19 protein-coding genes and 1 riboswitch are annotated in these 16,632 nt (G+C 44.1%); of the genes, 8 read left to right on the top strand and 11 right to left on the bottom strand.

The genetic code is table 11. From position 1 onward, the window contains the following. Nucleotides 1-244: 244 nt before the first annotated feature. From I8U18_RS16160 to I8U18_RS16150, 3 genes are all read left to right on the top strand, one after another. Complete coding sequence (locus I8U18_RS16160; RefSeq protein WP_198065053.1) at nt 245-634, top strand: hypothetical protein; 390 nt, start codon at nt 245-247, stop codon at nt 632-634. A 115-nt stretch (nt 635-749) separates the two neighbouring features. Further along, entirely contained in the window at nt 750-1,328 is a 579-nt protein-coding gene (locus I8U18_RS16155; RefSeq protein ID WP_198065052.1) for a hypothetical protein, read from the top strand. After that, the gene (locus I8U18_RS16150) at nt 1,292-1,573 is read left to right on the top strand and encodes a hypothetical protein (RefSeq protein WP_198065051.1); all 282 of its coding nucleotides are present in this window, start codon (nt 1,292-1,294) and stop codon (nt 1,571-1,573) included. The genes I8U18_RS16155 and I8U18_RS16150 overlap by 37 nt, the downstream gene beginning before the upstream one ends. A 289-nt stretch (nt 1,574-1,862) precedes the next feature. On the opposite strand, the gene I8U18_RS16145 is transcribed toward I8U18_RS16150, so the two are convergent. Together I8U18_RS16145 and I8U18_RS16140 are read right to left on the bottom strand one after the other, a co-directional pair. Beyond that, nucleotides 1,863-2,474, bottom strand: coding sequence for a VC0807 family protein (locus I8U18_RS16145; protein ID WP_198065050.1), 612 nt, complete (start codon nt 2,472-2,474; stop codon nt 1,863-1,865). Nucleotides 2,475-2,689: 215 nt separating this feature from the next. Further along, entirely contained in the window at nt 2,690-3,283 is a 594-nt protein-coding gene (locus I8U18_RS16140; protein WP_198065049.1) for a TetR/AcrR family transcriptional regulator, read from the bottom strand. 241 nt (nt 3,284-3,524) lie between these two features. Here I8U18_RS16140 and I8U18_RS16135 point away from each other — a divergent pair, with 241 nt between their 5' ends. Together I8U18_RS16135 and I8U18_RS16130 are read left to right on the top strand one after the other, a co-directional pair. After that, complete coding sequence (locus I8U18_RS16135; RefSeq protein WP_198056476.1) at nt 3,525-4,496, top strand: phosphotransferase; 972 nt, start codon at nt 3,525-3,527, stop codon at nt 4,494-4,496. A 71-nt stretch (nt 4,497-4,567) separates the two neighbouring features. After that, nucleotides 4,568-5,032: an SMI1/KNR4 family protein gene (locus tag I8U18_RS16130; RefSeq protein ID WP_198056475.1), complete on the top strand. Its 465-nt coding sequence runs from the start codon at nt 4,568-4,570 to the stop codon at nt 5,030-5,032. A 270-nt stretch (nt 5,033-5,302) separates the two neighbouring features. Here the strand turns inward: I8U18_RS16130 and I8U18_RS16125 are convergent, their stop codons facing one another. From I8U18_RS16125 to I8U18_RS16110, 4 genes are all read right to left on the bottom strand, one after another. Next, nucleotides 5,303-5,716: a DUF6194 family protein gene (locus tag I8U18_RS16125; protein ID WP_052154009.1), complete on the bottom strand. Its 414-nt coding sequence runs from the start codon at nt 5,714-5,716 to the stop codon at nt 5,303-5,305. After that, on the bottom strand, nt 5,716-6,285 hold the full coding sequence (locus I8U18_RS16120) for a PadR family transcriptional regulator (protein WP_160173811.1): 570 nt from the start codon (nt 6,283-6,285) through the stop codon (nt 5,716-5,718). The genes I8U18_RS16125 and I8U18_RS16120 overlap by 1 nt, the downstream gene beginning before the upstream one ends. A gap of 310 nt (nt 6,286-6,595) precedes the next feature. Beyond that, nucleotides 6,596-7,102: a type 1 glutamine amidotransferase domain-containing protein gene (locus I8U18_RS16115; protein ID WP_033099999.1), complete on the bottom strand. Its 507-nt coding sequence runs from the start codon at nt 7,100-7,102 to the stop codon at nt 6,596-6,598. A gap of 196 nt (nt 7,103-7,298) precedes the next feature. Beyond that, nucleotides 7,299-8,342, bottom strand: a complete 1,044-nt coding sequence (locus tag I8U18_RS16110; protein WP_033100000.1) for a D-glucuronyl C5-epimerase family protein — start codon at nt 8,340-8,342, stop codon at nt 7,299-7,301. Between the two features lie 595 nt (nt 8,343-8,937). Here I8U18_RS16110 and I8U18_RS16105 point away from each other — a divergent pair. Together I8U18_RS16105 and I8U18_RS16100 are read left to right on the top strand one after the other, a co-directional pair. After that, a complete protein-coding gene (locus tag I8U18_RS16105; protein ID WP_081943720.1) occupies nt 8,938-9,633 on the top strand; it encodes a thermonuclease family protein in 696 nt (231 codons plus the stop codon). 63 nt (nt 9,634-9,696) lie between these two features. Further along, nucleotides 9,697-10,692, top strand: a complete 996-nt coding sequence (locus I8U18_RS16100; RefSeq protein WP_198056472.1) for a sporulation protein — start codon at nt 9,697-9,699, stop codon at nt 10,690-10,692. Nucleotides 10,693-11,004: 312 nt separating this feature from the next. On the opposite strand, the gene I8U18_RS16095 is transcribed toward I8U18_RS16100, so the two are convergent. The 5 genes from I8U18_RS16095 to I8U18_RS16075 all read right to left on the bottom strand — a co-directional run bounded on the left by I8U18_RS16095 (nt 11,005) and on the right by I8U18_RS16075 (nt 15,778). Next, complete coding sequence (locus I8U18_RS16095; RefSeq protein ID WP_198056471.1) at nt 11,005-11,538, bottom strand: DUF84 family protein; 534 nt, start codon at nt 11,536-11,538, stop codon at nt 11,005-11,007. Between the two features lie 19 nt (nt 11,539-11,557). Further along, a complete protein-coding gene (locus I8U18_RS16090) occupies nt 11,558-12,415 on the bottom strand; it encodes a PhzF family phenazine biosynthesis protein (protein WP_370589265.1) in 858 nt (285 codons plus the stop codon). Nucleotides 12,416-12,647: 232 nt separating this feature from the next. Then, entirely contained in the window at nt 12,648-13,442 is a 795-nt protein-coding gene (locus I8U18_RS16085; RefSeq protein WP_033100005.1) for an SDR family NAD(P)-dependent oxidoreductase, read from the bottom strand. A 118-nt stretch (nt 13,443-13,560) separates the two neighbouring features. Beyond that, nucleotides 13,561-14,535: an LLM class oxidoreductase gene (locus I8U18_RS16080; RefSeq protein ID WP_033100006.1), complete on the bottom strand. Its 975-nt coding sequence runs from the start codon at nt 14,533-14,535 to the stop codon at nt 13,561-13,563. 28 nt (nt 14,536-14,563) lie between these two features. Further along, the gene (locus I8U18_RS16075) at nt 14,564-15,778 is read right to left on the bottom strand and encodes an MFS transporter (RefSeq protein ID WP_033100007.1); all 1,215 of its coding nucleotides are present in this window, start codon (nt 15,776-15,778) and stop codon (nt 14,564-14,566) included. A 255-nt stretch (nt 15,779-16,033) separates the two neighbouring features. Between I8U18_RS16075 and I8U18_RS16070 the strand changes: the two genes are divergently transcribed. After that, nucleotides 16,034-16,399, top strand: a complete 366-nt coding sequence (locus I8U18_RS16070; protein WP_198056468.1) for a winged helix-turn-helix transcriptional regulator — start codon at nt 16,034-16,036, stop codon at nt 16,397-16,399. A gap of 146 nt (nt 16,400-16,545) precedes the next feature. After that, nucleotides 16,546-16,606: riboswitch (Fluoride riboswitch) on the top strand. Nucleotides 16,607-16,632: the final 26 nt, after the last annotated feature.

Here is a 16,632-nt window from a genome sequence, read left to right as displayed (position 1 = left end):
GAAGAAATTTGGCGGTATTATTCGAAGGGGATTTATTCGACGGGGAGTGGGTCAATTCTTTTTCGGCGATCCTGGGTCAATTATAGACCGGCGGTAACAGCATCTGATGGATATACTGTTTTGCACATTCATTCAGGTCAACCGTTGCCACCGTTTTCTTTAAGCGGTGACTGATCATTTCGGGTAAAAGTGTGCCGCGTTATCCGGTGGTAGATACCGTTTCCAAAAAGAAGGGATATCAATAATGAAATGGGAGCTGTGTATTGAACACATGAATCATTTAGTGCACAATCCCGATTGGGATCGAATCCATGAAGTGATACAACAAATGGATGGAAAAACCATCACCAACTTTGTATTGGATCCGGCAGATGATGAAGGGGCTTCTTTGTTATGTGGTGGTGGGGATGTGATTAATGGAGAGAAGAGATATAAAGTCGAATACTATTGTGAAGATGGTTCAGGGTATTGTCTGATCAACCCGGAAGAATCAGCAGATAAAGAGTATGAATTAACGATCCGGGATGTACAGCTGGCCAAACATTGTGTCAAACAAGAAGAGGTTATTAAGGCTTTTGAGTATTTTTATAAGACGGGTAAACGGAATCCGGAGTTGCATTGGGAAGAATATTGAGTTTACATAAAAATACGGATTCGTTACAAGGAGGACTAATCAAAGGAATTTGCTAAAAACGAGGGACAAACCCCTTATTACCAGAAAACCATTCCTGTCGAAATAGGAGGGAATTATGTCTTTGGATGTTAGACAGTGGTTTAAAGATGTCGTTTGTGAACATGAGGAAGCATATCAGTTTGATGTGGAAAATTTAGTCAAGGATAATTCCCTGGGTAATTGGATGATATTAGATCATCTCTCCTATCTGTGTTATACCATTGCGATAAAAAAATTAATATTGGAGAACGATGTAATCGGCTATAAACAACAATTATACAAGGCTGGAAGATATTTTGAATTGTATGTTCTCGCTGAACCGTTGAACGTTCCAAGCCATCCTCGCTATGTAAAGGGGGAAAACTGTTTCAAAGGGACTGCCAATTATTATGGCGATTTATATTCAGCCTTGATCAGCCAAAATCCGGAGTTGATTGTTTCCTTAGCGCATTTGCTGGGTTGGCGGGGGGAAGAGGAGGATTTCAAGATAAACGACCTGAATCCCGAAAATGGACAGACAACAAAGCGCGGGCTCATTTGGAAGCACTCTCCCGTTTTCGATTGCATCGATATCAAAAAGTGGATATGGAGCAAAGAATGGCTGTCTTGGAGGGAATCTTGGACCAGGATCAGGAAAAGGTTCATGATGGTTTGAAGCAAATATTGAGACGACATAAGAAAAGAATCAAGCAAGAAGACATATTAGGCAAATTTTATGACAATGCTGTGGCCGGATTGGGTTGGTTGGCTCAATACAGAGGAATTAAAATCGAAATAAACGATAAGCTTTGCCCAAAAGAGATTTTTGAGTATCATGAATTTCCATATCCTGAATTGGAATGGATCCCAGAAGATCTCCGTGATAAGACATGGGAAGACCTGGTACAAAGAAGGTACTAAATTAGAACAACAGTTACATTTAACTTGAAGATGATTATGGGCTCATTTTCGCGATTTGGACTGAATGGCCGCTTGACCACATTTGAGTGACCGGTGAGTCTGTAAAATGGGCCAGAGGCAGAAAGTTCTTGGACGTGACCGAGTACTGGGAGTAGCGAAAATCCAATAAAAAACCTCAGCCAAAAATCACACGCATAAGTTGAACGCCGACTTTTTCTGACTGAGGTCACTTTTGGACTTGATCGCATCCGGAGATTAATCAGGCTTATCCAGATGAAAACTGTCAATGCTATTTAATTTTTGAAACAATGAATTTTGCACCCACAATCAGAATTGCAATTGCTCCGACACTAACCATATTTGACATTACCAAAAAGGAACCGGTTGGCAATACAATAGCCATAACAATGTGTATTATTGATCCGATGAAAGAAACTCCACCAACCAATGCAGTCATCACGGTTATTTTTTTGTGCACCACTGGATTGTTGTAGTGTTCTTTGTTTTGCTGCCCTATAGCCCTAAATATAATTAGCAGCAATGGTTTTTTTGCAAGTACGGAAATGATGAAAATTAAGCCTATGATGCCAAATACAGCCGGGTGGACAAGCTTAATTGGTAATGAATTTCTTCCGGAGATAAACGATATTACGAGTGCGATTGATAGAATAAAAGTACTTATTACACCTATCCAATCAACTCGGTGTTGCCATATCCATTGAACCATGGTTTTGATCACCGGAATGATCGTACTAATGGCAAGTGGTGCAGTATCTGTCGTAAAATGCGGGCGTAACACCATATACACGAAACACGGAAGAAGCAGGTTGAAAAAAAGACTGCGAATTAATTTTTTTTTGGTCTGTTGAAGACGTTGTTTTCTTTCTTTTTCTGAGTGCACTAAATTCACTCCCTTATTTCTTTATGAATAAATAATTCATTCATAAAATGAGCGTAATTGCCCGATTTATCGTTGGCAGGGATTGAAAATCCCATGCAGGCGGGACAGTGCGCTTGACCGGTTTCCGGGCCGAGGCCAGTGCCGGGTAAACATGCCCGCGACCGGGACAATTCAACAACGCACTCCCGCAATGCCATAGGAAAAAAAGCGGCTTACTATGGCTTGAGCATCCGCAGGATAATCTCAGTATCAGGAAAATGATTTTTAAATTTCTCAGGGCTGCGCAAAGCCAAGTTGGACAAACCGTTGAGACATGCAATAACAGCCAGCACCAGTTGGTCCGGATCGCCTTTTGCGAGTTCTCCGGAAGCCTGGCCCTCGACGATCAGTTGCCTCATCACGTCTTGGAAGGTCTGGCTTTGCTTGCGCATAAGTTCACGGAGATGGTCCGGCGTCGCTTCATCATGAAACATCTGAAAAAGCTGATAGAACTCGAGGCGTTCGCGTCGGTATTCCAATATCCTAGAAATCAGAAAGTGAAGGCGTTCTCCCGGTGTACCAGGCATTTCCAGAATGCGTTCCAGTGTCGCAATGGCGGATTGCATGGTCTGTTCGATCAGTTCGTTGAAGATTGCCTCCTTGTTGGCAAAATATCGATAGGGCAGCCCTTGACTGACTCCGGCAGCATCGGCAACGTCAGCCATGGTAGCTGCCCAGCCCTTGCGAGCAAAGGCTTTTCTGGCACCATCCAGTATCTTCTCACGTTGCGCTCCACGAAGACGTTGATTCGCTTCTTCTGTTCGTGGCATATCATCACCCTTTTTTGAATGAATGATTTATTCATTTTAAATTAAAGCACAGTAATTTCTTGATTGTCAAGTTGGAGGGAATGGGCCTTAAAGGGCATCATTTTTTAGAGGGAGTGAAGAAGTTCCTGGAATCTCTGGAGTGGAACTTTTCTTATTGGTCCGGCGTGTGTTATAAATGCCCCCCTCTTTTCTTGTTTTCATAAAGTCATATGGGGGTTAATGTGGAAGGAGCGTGTCACAAATGGATGTAGACAAAATAAAAGAAGCGATATTCAAAAGCATTGAGGAAAACTTTGACTTGAAGATACGATCAGGCCGGCAAATTCACCGCGGTTGGCGCAATCTCAAATGGAAAATTGAAACGGATGAAGGTTCGCTTTTTGTCAAACAGTATCATCCTGAAAGGTATCCTCCCAAGAAATTAGATCGAGTACGAGAAGCCCTTCGTATCCAAGCGTACCTTGCAGAGAATGGCATCCCTTGTCCCAAACCCTTTCAATATGAAGAGTCCCATTTGATTAAAACCGATTGTGATGTGTGTTACTGCTTAACTCCTTACTGTGAAGGAGAAGTGGTAAAACCGGGAGAAGTGAATATGGATCAAATGTATCATCTGGGAAAAGTGACAGGGAAAATGCACAAAAAACTGCAAGTCCTTCCTGCGCAGCCGCCTGGGTGGAAGCCAAGTTATGAAAAGATTTGCGAAGCATGGAACAGGAATTGGGACAGGGCACGATTGGAGAAGCGTCCGGATCGCGTGCTCCAGGCGATTAATAGCCAGAGAACCATCATCGATCAGCTTGAGTTAGATCGTTTTCATGATTGTCCGGTTGGTTGGGCCCATTCGGATTTATTCGTGGACAATTTGCTTTTTTCTCCTGATCGTGTATCGGCCGTTCTCGATTTTGATCGGATAACGGTCATCTATCCGGAACTGGATCTTTCGCGAGCCATTCTGTCATGCGCATTGAAAGAAGACAAAATGCGTTTGGATGCCGTTTCGGCTTTTTTAAATGGTTACAATGAATATATTGCTTTTCAGGGAAATGATTTGGTTCGGGCGTTTAAACTGCTTTGGTGTCGTGAATCAGCCAAATGGATTAGGCCGGAGATGGAAGAGCGTCCGGGTTCTGCCATGCGTTTTGTTCATGAGATCCTGTGGATCACGGCCAATTGGAATGAGCTGGATAAAATATTTAACTCGCTTCCATAGGAGGAATCACCTATGAGAGGTACAACGCACAGATTAACAATAAGTAAGCAGGAAAGAAGTGGGATTGACATATGGTAGAATGGATAAAACGAGATAAAGAAACAGCTTTAGAGGCTTTTTCCCGGGTTGAAGCAAAAATTGGCATACGCTTTTCACAAGATTATAAAGATTGGGTTAAGCTATACAGCCGACCCAAAAGTGGACATGTTCATATTCTGATTAATGATGAATCCTTTCATTTTGATGACTTCTTTGATTTGGAGGAAATAGTCGATGAGGTAGAGGAATTGTATGCAGGCGAAGAAGAGTATAAGAAATTGGGATTGATCGTGCCTTTCGGGTTTGATTCAGCATTGGAACGTTACTGTTTTTATTATCCTCAAGGTAACGAAAACCCGATTATCATTTGGTTTTCTTCAGATGATACTCTTTCAGAGATTTTCGACGGAAAAGAATTTAACTTGAATCGGGTTAAAATCGTAAGACAAACGTTTACTGATTTTATCAACGATTTATATACAAGAACGGATGATTAATGATTTACTCATAATCATGGCGCATAGGAGCCGCATTTTAAGGAGTGCGGCTCCTTGCTATTTGCAAAGACAAAAATGATGCCCATTTTCGGTTCGCTTTGGGAGGGAAAGAATTCGGTGATTTAAGCTGCTAAAACCGAATTGAATCATTTTTACCTGTTCGGAACAATTTTTCATTAAGACACAGGGGAACAGAGCGAATAGTTCTGATGCATACTAAATTTTTGTAAAAGAACTTGTTTTTTATTTCTTGGGGAGATCTAATTATAACTAAATTGATTCCATTTTACGCCGAAGCCGTTCTTCCGCAATTAAATGTGCCTCTGCAATCAGTTGTTTTGTTTTTTCCACATTCTCTCCGTCCGGATTAAGGATGCACACAAAATGTTGGCGTGAATAGTGAGGATGCGGTAAAAACACGTTCAGCACCGAATAATCGATGTCCCCGTCCAACGGACCGGTAATGAGCTTGTTGAATGTCTCTTTGCTTACTCCTATGTTGAGGCGAAATACATCTTTTCGATTGAGATTGGAAACATTGTCGTAGTCATTGTCTGAATCGATAATGGTTGTAAACGGCAGGCTGCGATCGTCGCCGACAAAAAACAATGAATATCCGAAGTTCTCTTCTCGTTGAACATTGGGCAAACCCATCAGAAATGCTTCAAAATCCACCTGTTTCATCATTTTTCCTCCTCGGATTTGAACACATATTTCCCCGCTTGTACATGGGCCAATATTCTTTCTGTCGTTGCCAATTCATTCTCAACATAACCAACCCAAATGCCTACAAGTTCAGGATGCATGGAAGGTTCGGATGGACGCTCTTCCGTTGGCAAACTCTTCAGGAAACCAATCGATCTTTCTATTTCAATACGGCGTTGCTGTAAGAGAGCAATCACTTTTTGCCGTGGTAGCATATCCATAAAAGCAACTCCCGCTGAAAGCTGCTGAATGTCAATGCTTACAAGTGCCGATTCAAGCAATGCTTCAAATTCGGTTTCACCCTTTTTGGTTACGGTGTATTCCTTTCGTGATGGACCCAGTTTTACATTGACCTCAGAATTAATGGACTTTATCATCCCCTGCGATTCGAGCTTGTTCAAGGCATGATAAACAGATCCGGGCTTTACGTTGGTCCAAGTATCGGCATGCCAAGAAGTGATATCACTTAAAACTGCATAACCATGACTAATTCCTCTTCGCAAAATGGAACCTAACACGAGTAATCTAACAGTGGATATGGTTAACACCTCCCGATATCTATTCAAATTTGAATATAAAACACTATGTATTTTAACTTAATGAAGCTGATTATTCAAGTTTGAATAGCAACGTAGTAAAAAAGCCGTACAAAGGCAAACCAATTACACGCCAGGGGATTTATGGCCAGTTAAAAAAACACTTCCCTGTCTTGAATGACAAGGAAGTATCTGCTCGCTGTTTATGCCATATCTTCTGTAAAATCCTGATCGATCAAAGCCACGTCCGCTGATGACACGAATAAACACTTCAAATAGAAAAGCAGCCTCTGGTAGTTAAAGGCTGCTTGATCGTCTCATATTAAAGAAGTTTTAAGGATTCACGGATAAAGGCCGGGATATCATCCGGAGTCCGGCTGGTCACCAGCTGGTTTTGACAAACAACCACTTCTTTATCGTGGAAGTTGGCACCGGCATTTTTCAGGTCCACTTGGATGGACTTGTACCCGGTTACGTCACGATCCTTCAAGGTTTCGGCTGTAATTAATAACTGTGGACCGTGGCAAATGGTAAAGACAGGTTTTTTGTCATCCATGAATTTCTTTGCAAATGCGACGAAGCGGTCGTCAGCACGCAGCAAGTCAGGAGAAAATCCACCAGGGATGAATAGTGCGTCAAAATCCTCTGGTTTTACTTCATCAATACCGGCATCGACGGACAATTTGTACCCATGTTTGCCGGATACCGTTTTTCCCTTTTTCTCTTCAATCACGGTAACTTGGTGTCCGGCATCTTGGTAAGCTTTTGCCGGCTCGGTGAATTCAACATCCTCGAATAAGTCGGTAACTAGTGCAGCAATTTTGCTCATGTTGTGTACCTCCTACCGAGATATATAAGTATATTTATGTTTGCAAAGAAATGGTACAGAAATAAAATAACATGCTTTAATTTGATTATCAATATGTGATAAAATAACATACTTTAATTTATTTAGTTACGGGAGGATTCAGTGATGACACAGCAGAGCAGATTATGCACTTTCTTCCTTATCAGGATGATCCCTTTCACTCAAAGGCCGTTTTCACTTTGTTTACCTGCCGTTTGAATTTGGCGGGCCAGCCGTACCAATCATGATGGAAGGTTTGACTCATCTGATGAAAATACGGGTCACCCGTCATCTGATACAACGTCTCCAACTGTTCAATATGAACCATGTGATAGTGCATGGACTGATGGGTGAGTTTGAGGCCATAGCGACTGGCATCATCCGGGACGCGATAACGATCAATGTTGTCGTACACCGTCGTGATGGCTGCCTGCAACAGGACTTTGGCTTCTTCCTTCTTCGTCAATTGGTAATAGTCGTACAAGCCATAGGCGGCAAAGATGAAGCCGTTTAAGACATGTGTGGGTTTCTCCATCGGATACTCTTCAATCCAGTAATGCCCATTTTTGTCGGCCATGGTCACCCACCAGGGATGGTTTTTCGATCTCAGCTGCGCGAAACTGAGATAGGTTTTGTCTGCGAGGATCCGGTATTGGGGATCATGGGTGATCTGATATAAGCGGACAAAAGCAGATAAGGCTTGTCCTTGGGCCATTCCTGAATACCAACGGGGTTTTAGGTGCTCCGTCGGAATGTTATGAAGATAAACATCGAAATCATAGGGGAAATAAAGGGCTCCATCCTTTTCCACCGCAATGTCCGACAAACGCTTCGCGTACTTTTGGGCTTCCCGGAGATACCGTTCATCCTTCGTCATTTGGTAACTGGTGATGAAATTGATGATGTTATTGGCCAGACGAACCGGATGATTATATAAGGGTTTTCCCTCTTTATCCTGGTACATGGGAATCCCGTCTTGATCAAATGCCGTGTGCTTCGGAATCAAATCCGCCGGTTTGGGCAATCGGTAGATCTCCGCCGAACGAATCGGAAACGGATAATAGGAAAGCGTATTGGAACCGATGTTAAATTTTATTTCAGCTTTTTTCGGTTTTACCGGTTCCTTTCCTTCTGCATTTTCTGTCCAAACGCTTGCAATTCCCAGGCATATCAAGGAAATGGTAAGTGTCAGAACCCATAGGCGGGGTTTAAGATTGGTCATAGAAATTCCCTCTCCTTTTTCATCACTACAAATTCATTCGGAGAGGGAACATCTTTTCTACGCATATTCACATATTTGTCAGAAATAAGATTCAACACGGAAGAGTTTGATTAATCATAGTAAAAGAGCTACCCTTTGCAGGTAGCGTGTTTGGTTTTTGGGAAATGGTTATGGTTTGCGCTTCATTATAGTTATTCGTAAGGTGTAACGAATTTGTGTCCATGTACGTATAGAAAATGGTTGGAAACGTGTCTCGAAATGTGTCCGAATAAGCACGACCTCCGGGGATTTTTCATCCGCTTTTAAACGCCGCGCTGAATTTTCTTGAGAGTGACTGTTTCCGGTTTATGTTTGAATGAGGGGTGCTTTTCATAATTCGGAACAGCCTTAAATATAAGACGTACAGCTTTGTACTCAAAAATCGGATGGTGGAAATGGGGCGAATTCAGATGGCATAACGCGGAATTGATTAAAATTAAACTATCCCTTAAGATTTTTTTGACAATAATGTGACAATCGAGTGATCGTTTTCATAAAAAAAGTTAGTTTAGTATAATTATCGTTGGATGAATTTACCGCAGAAAGGGGATTGAATATGTGGAAGGGAAGTAGTAAAATTATATCTATTTTCCTATCTGCCGTACTTATTTTTCTTCTGAGTGGATGCAGCAAAGATGACAAGGTGGAAATTCCGGCAAGTTCGGTACAAGTAATTGATGGGGACACGATTAAAGTAAGAATGAAAGGAAAAGAAGATACGGTCCGATTCTTGTTGGTCGATGCCCCTGAAACGCATAATGATCGTTTGGGGAAACAACCTCTGGGAGATGAGGCGAAAGAATTTACCGAACAGATGATCAAACATGCCAAAAAAATTGAGTTGGAAAAAGACCAGTCGACTCGGGATAATTATGGTCGTTTCCTTGCTTATGTATACGCGGATGGCAAATCAGTACAGGAAGAGCTGTTGAAAAACGGTTTTGCCCGGGTTGCTTATGTATACAAACCTAATACAAAATATGCCAAAGAGTACGAGGAATTTGAACAACAGGCTCGAAATAAGAAAGTGGGAATTTGGCAGTGGGATGGATATGTCCGGAAAGATGGCTTCCATCCTGAAGCGACAAGAAACGTATTTGCCGCAAGTAAAAATAGTGATGTTTATCACCCGGCCGACTGTTATGTCGTAAAAGATATCAAACCTGATAACTTAATTTATTTTTATTCGGAGGCATCTGCAAAAGCCAGTGGTCGTCACCGTAGTGATGTAAAAGGTTGTTGGGCTCACTAATCTTTGTTTGTTCCGGATGCGGTTGAAAGAACTGGATTTTTATAATGAAGGGGATAATTAACCATGTTCAAGGAATTAATGGCCCGTTTTGGCAAGGGGGCCGCTAAAGTCGATTTGGTATTGGATCGAAATCAGTTCCAGTTGGGGGATGTTGTGGAAGGGAAACTGACGATCCGCGGCGGAGAAGTGGAACAAAAAGTGAATAAAATCGATGTCCGGCTGATGGGAGTAATTCGTTTTGGCGAGTCAGACCATACCCTGAATGTTACCTCCATCCCATTTTATCAATCCTTTACCATTCATCCGGGAGAATACAAGGAGTTTCCATTTCAATATCAACTGCCATACGATCTCTTGGTTTCCGGAAATTACGTGACGTATTTTTTTCATACTGAATTGGACATTGAGGGTGGGGTGGATCAAACAGACCGTGATTATATTGAAATCCTTCCTCCTCAAAAGCTGCAACAAGTGTTAATTGCCCTCGATCAGCTGGGATTTCGGGAGAAGCATGATTCGCGGAAATTTGATGGTCATGTTCAAGAGTTTGAATTTTTCCCGGCAGGTTACTTACAAGGCCAGGTGGAAGAATTAGAGTTTGTTCCGGTAATTTTGCCCGATGGTGTTCGTTTGTTGCTCGAATTGGATTTGCTTTCATATGGTCATGAGAAAGAGATCAAACGTGAAATTTATCTTTCAAATGATCAGTTACAATCGATTCCGTCTCTGGTTAACCATCTGCAAGCCGTATTAAATGAAATGGTCTATCATCAAAATTCCAACTATATCAGTTATGACCATCATTACGGGCACGAATATCCCGGCCATGAACATCACTTCCATGAAAAGCACGGTTCAGGGATGGCTGGAGCGATTGGCGGATTTGCTGCCGGGGTGATTGGCGGTATGATTTTAAATGAAGTGCTAGATGATGACGATGACGATGACGACGATGATGATGACCGGAATGATGGGTTTTTGGAAGACCTGTTTGAAGGAGATGATGATGACCAGGGCGATGGTTTTCTGGAAGATTTATTTGAAGGAGATGACGATTGATCAGCATAAAAAGGTGACGGAATTTCTACGAAGCTGACAGTTGCCTTTTTGAATATATCTTGTAACAGCCGGGATGGCCGGTGGTGATCAGACGAAAAATAAAGGTTCTTACTTCGCAACCAAACGGCGAGTAAGAACCTTTTTTATCATTTCCGGAGACGTTATGGCAAACGCTCTTGTTGCTCATCTGGATAGAGTTTTGGAAACATCTCGCCCCAAAAGCGTGAGGGCAAGATCGAAAACCATGAACCTCTCCGTCTTTTGGGGGATGATACAGGTTGCTGTCAATAGACCTCGATCTGAGATTCCTCCTCAGATGTCGTCTTCATGCCGTTCTTTCCCGGTTTGAAATAAATATTGCCCGATCAGCAATTTTGATACATGGAGAAACATTTCCTGACGTTCCACATATCCGTTGGTAAAAACGCCGACAGCCCCCAACGTGGTTCCGATGTTCTTTTGTTTTGTATACTGCTCCATGATGATGCTTAGTTCTTTTCCTTCTTTCAATGGAATGAGAAATTCATCCGGGAGCTTGATCCTGGCTCCGCCCGCCATCACCCGAATGCCGTTCCGGTCAGTCAGTGCTCCCCAATTACATAGAAATAAGCCGTGAGCTGTTTCTGCAACTCCCCCTTCCAAACCGACTCCGATGTCTGCGTCCATCTCTTTTCTGGCATTTTCGGCACGGTTTATCGCGCCTTGAAGGGTTTCTTCATCGGATAAGGGTTGATTTGAGACACCTGAAGGCACGGATACAGACAGAATAACGGCATTCAGATTTTGGAATGCTTGTTCGACTGCTCCCACTTTCGTACTGTTTTTTGAACCGACCGCCACTCTCATCCTTTTCACCTGCAATACTTTATAGGATTAGCTTTCCTTCTATACATGTGACTGCGTGTCCTCCCAGCAAAATCGTGCCGTCATCGTGGAATCGCACTTCAACCCGGCCGTCACGTCCGACACAGCGGCCTTGGGAAGCGATGTAACCCGGTTTGTCCAATAATTTAAATTCCCTTGCGAGAGCAGCCACACAACCATTGCCGCTGCCGCATACGGGGTCTTCCGGAACGCCTTCACCCGGTGCAAAGGAGCGTACCTCAATCTGCGTTTCTTCTCCGGACGGCGTCAGGCCGAACACCGTTATGCCGGCGGCTCCGGGCGGTGTCAGCGCAGCAATCCGCTCCATTTGAGGTTGCAGGCGACGGACCAGGTTTGAATCGGTTAATTGCAGCGTAATCCACACCACTCCCACATCGACGATTGCACTGGCACGCACACAGTCCGGAGAGACGCCGATCGCATTTGCCAGCTCAGTCTGATCCACATTCGTGATTTCCTTAAGTACAGGATTGGGCAAAGTGAGAAACAAGCGATTTTCATCCATGAAAATAGAGATTAAACCTTTGCCGCATTCCTGGATCAGGCGCCCTGTGTTTTTGGGTTTCAAACCATGCTTCAACACGGCATAAGCCGATCCGATCGTGGGATGACCGGCAAAGGGAAGTTCGCTTTGGGGGGAGAAAATTCGCAGCCGATAGTCAGCCCGGGGATCTGTCGGCTCGCAGACGAAGGTGGTTTCGGACAAATTGGTCCAATTGGCAATCGACTGCATTTGTTCGTCAGACAGCCCATTGCCGTCAAGAATGACCGCAACCGGATTTCCTTTGAACGGAACGGACGAAAACACATCAACCTGCTGGAAAGGAATTTGTTTCACTGTGTGAACCTCCAAGCTTATATGATGGATTGGTTCCATTATACCCCATGCCAGTTGGAAGAGGTTTCACCAACAACCATAAAAAAAGCCCCGCCGGAGCGGGAAACTTCGTATGCAAACAAGAATTTTATGCCATTGATTTGACAGATGTGATTGATTTGGGGGAAGCTCGTAAACTTCTTGTATTTTGCGTGATCGGAAGTTTACAGGCCTTCGGGGTGGACTTCATTCATTAAAAAATGGTGTGAACCAGCCCGCCATCGATTCTGAGCGAAGCACCATTGATGGCGGAGGATCGGGGACTGCAAAGGAAAGCGACAAAAGACGCGATTTCTTCCGGACGAATCAGTCGTTGAATTAAGGAGCTTGGCCGGTGTTCACTCATGAACCGCCGCTCCGCTTCTTCCAATGTCATCGATTCTCCCTTGTAGAGTTTTTTGATGTGTTCTTCTACTCCTTCTGTTAACGTGGACCCGGGCATGACCGTATTGACAGTCACTTTTGTTCCTCTTGTCAGTTCAGCCAGACTTCGGGAAATCGACAGTTGCATGGTTTTCGTCGCGCTGTAATGGGCCATTTCAGGCGAAGGCATGATGGCTGCTTCACTGGATATGAAGAGAATTTTTCCTTCATTTCGCTCCAGCATGCCTTTGAGATAGTGACGGGACAATCGAATTCCGCTCATAATGTTGGTTTCAAACATCTTCTGCCATTGCTCATCGGCCGTTTCAAAAAAATCTGCGGGCTCAAAGATCCCCATATTGTTGATTAAAATATCGATTTCCGGGTATTTTCCGGTGATCTTATCACTTCCAGTTGCCGAACTGAGGTCTGCCACGGCCGGTTCGAGCGATGCCTGAGGATGTGAAGCCCGAATTTCCTGCATGGTTTGTTGCACTTTTTCTTCCGTTCTCCCATTGATCAGGACAGTACACCCTTCGGAAGCAAGCAGCTTGGCAATCGCTTTCCCGATCCCGGATGTGGAACCGGTAACGAGAACTCTTTTTCCTTTTAAAAACAGATCCATATTTTTCAGTCCCCTTTACTCTGTTTTTATTTGTTCGGATTGCGCTCATGCTGCTAAGTGCAGCGAATGAGATTTACATCTCCAGGTTGTGTTTTACAAGGCGTTTTCAAACATCCGTTCAATCGTTTCCGGTATGGTTAAACTCAGGCAAAACATATTCTGCCAACTCATGGAGCACTTCCGGGATCGGACGCTGTGAGTGACGAAAATGCAAAGCGATATGATTGACTCCGATCTCCTCCAGTCTTTTTAGATGCCGGATCAATTCATTTCGTCCGATTGTGGCTCCGAATTTAAACGGTTTGGCCGGGTGGTAGGGATGTTCATGAAGATCTAAATGATATGCTGAAATATAGGGCTTGCGTTCAGTTATCCCGAGCTTTTCATGCACTTTTTCCCACTCCTCGATCTGAAGTTCTGTCGAGGCGACTCCTCTGGGATAATTGAACCAGCCATCCAAATGCTGAACAATCCATTCCAGCGTCTGTGTTCCCCGGCCTGCCATGACGATTGGAATTTCAGGCTGAACCGGCTTGGGGAGAAGATCAAGTTGGTTGTCAAACAACATGTGGTCTTTGTTCCAGGCTTCCTTGATTAACTCTACATGTTCCCGCAGAATGGCTCCTTTTTGATCGGCATCCACTCCGAAAATCGGGAATTCCACAGGGCGATCCCCCGTTGCGATTCCCATCACGAACCGTCCGCCGGAGAGCTGGTCGACTGTGGCTGCGGCTTTGGCTACGTGATAGGGATGCCGCAACGGGAGGACAATCGCTCCGGTCGCCAAAATCACATCATGCGTGATGGCTGCCAAATACCCCAAATATGCAAAGGGATCAAACAGTTGAGCTGCATCACCGAAACGGTGGGGATCGAAAAAAGGAACATCCCTGATCCACATGGATTTGAAACCGAGCCGGTCCACAAGGCGGGCAAATTCCGCGTGTCTTTCCATATTCGGGACGCCAAAGGGACGTCCTTCTTTTTTCGCCTGTTTGAGCCCTTCCGGGGACCAATCGGTATCCAAGGGAAGCTCAACGCCAAGTGTTAAGCGATTGGCGGGAATCATTTTCCGCAATGCAGAAAAACCCATATTAACACCTCCTTTCCCGGTCATGATGTCAAGCCTGTTTTTTTCGTTCCAAAGCCATGCTCCAACCAGTCAGGATCACGGCTCCTGCGACCATGGCTGCACCGACCCAGGAAGTATGAATCAACCCCATTGAACTGGTAACGATTCCTCCCAGCCAGGAGCCGATCGCGATTCCCGCATTAAAGGCCGCGATATTGATTGATGAAGCCACGTCCACTGCGGAAGGAACGTATTTTTCAGCCAGTTGAACAACATAAAGCTGGAGTCCGGGAACGTTCATAAAAGCGAACAGTCCCATGAATATGATCGTAATGAGTCCCGTTATTTTAAAAGGTGCAGTAAAAGTCAGGGCAAACAGGACGAGTGTTTGGATCATGAACATATAAAACAGGGCTTTGACAGGATTATGATTTGACAGTTTGCCGCCGATGATGTTTCCGATCGCAATCGCGACTCCGTAGACAAGCAAAATGATGCTGACCGTATTTGCGTGAAAGCCCGTGATTTCCTGCAACAATGGAGAAAGATAAGTGAAGGAAACAAAGGTTCCTCCATAACCCAAAGCCGTGATGACAAAGACAAGGAGCAGCCGGCCATTTGTGACCAGTTTCAATTGATCACGGAAGGTTGTTTTGGTTCCCGGACGAAGATGGCCAGGAATCAGGATCGCATTGGCAATGAGAGCAATCAGTCCGATTATGGCAATTCCTGCAAAGGAGATCCGCCAGCTGAAGGTTTGGCCGATAAAGGTTCCAAACGGAACTCCTGTCACAGTGGCGACCGTCAGTCCGGTGAACATAAACGCAATGGCGCTCGCACGCCGGTCCTCTGATACCAAGTCGGCGGCAATGGTTGAACCGATTGACATAAATACGCCATGAGTAAAGGATGCAATCACCCTGGCAATAAGCAAAACGCCGAAGTTTGCGGCTGTGGCTGCCAGAGTGTTCCCGATCACAAATAAGATCATGATCGAGATTAGCAGTGTTTTTCTTGACATTGCCGAAGTGAGGGAGGTTAATATCGGTGCTCCGAAAGCCACTCCCAGGGCATAAAGGGAAACAGTGAGGCCGGCCGTTGTAACCGGAACATGCAGATCTTTTGAAATCGGCGGCAACAAGCCTACACTGATGAATTCTGTTGTTCCGATGGCAAAAGCGCTGATGGCCAAGGCAAGCAACGGAAGCAAGCTTTGTCGTTGCCTGCTGCTGCTTTTGCCACGAGATAAAGTATGCGTGGTCATAGAAATACCTCCGTGCTTAATTTGGATATATTGATGGGATAAAAAGGTGTTAGGATTTTCAAATTTGGAAGCTGGAAAAAATCTACTCGACAACCATGGCACTTATTATGTAACATATACTTGTATTTTGGAAGTACGTACTTTGAAGTAATATAGGTACTTGCGGGTAATATAGATACCTGAAAGTGATATAGATACCTGTGAGTAATATTGGAACTAAACCATCTGATTCTGAAAGCAAAAGGGGGAAACACAATGAAAAAGGAAGACAAATTCTATAACATTCCGGTTGAAGCCACATTGGAAGTGATCGGCGGAAAATGGAAAACAGTCATCCTGTGCCATTTGACCCATGGACCGATGCGGACGAGTGAATTGAAAAAAGCCATGCCCAATATTACGCAAAAAATGTTGACCCAACAACTGCGTGAATTAGAAGAAGATGGTGTGATTAACCGTATTGTCTTTAACCAGGTTCCCCCCAAAGTGGTTTATGAACTGAATGAATTTGGGTGGTCGCTGAAGCCTGTGCTGGATCAAATGTGTGCATGGGGAGAAGAATATATAAAATGCAAAGAGAAGAAAAAAACGGAGGCAAGTCATTCCAATACTTCTGTGTAAGGATGGGAGATCGGCCCCGCGTTTGTTTTCATAAATCAACCCCCGGCAACACGGGGGTTTTTGTTGCAGTTGCTGATCGAATTTGATGTTTCAGCCTGAAGCGGATCTTACCATTTGGTGTTCTGTGTGATAAAATAAAACCAATTCATGACATAGGCGATGGAGTTCGCCATAATTGCCGATCAGGCTGATGACTCCTACCGGTGTGGATACTGGTAGGAGTCTGTTTTTTT

This window comes from Thermoactinomyces sp. CICC 10522, assembly GCF_016055075.1.
GTDB classification, from domain to species: Bacteria; Bacillota; Bacilli; order Thermoactinomycetales; family Thermoactinomycetaceae; genus Thermoactinomyces_A; species Thermoactinomyces_A daqus.
This window is presented reverse-complemented; position numbering and strand designations above follow the sequence as displayed.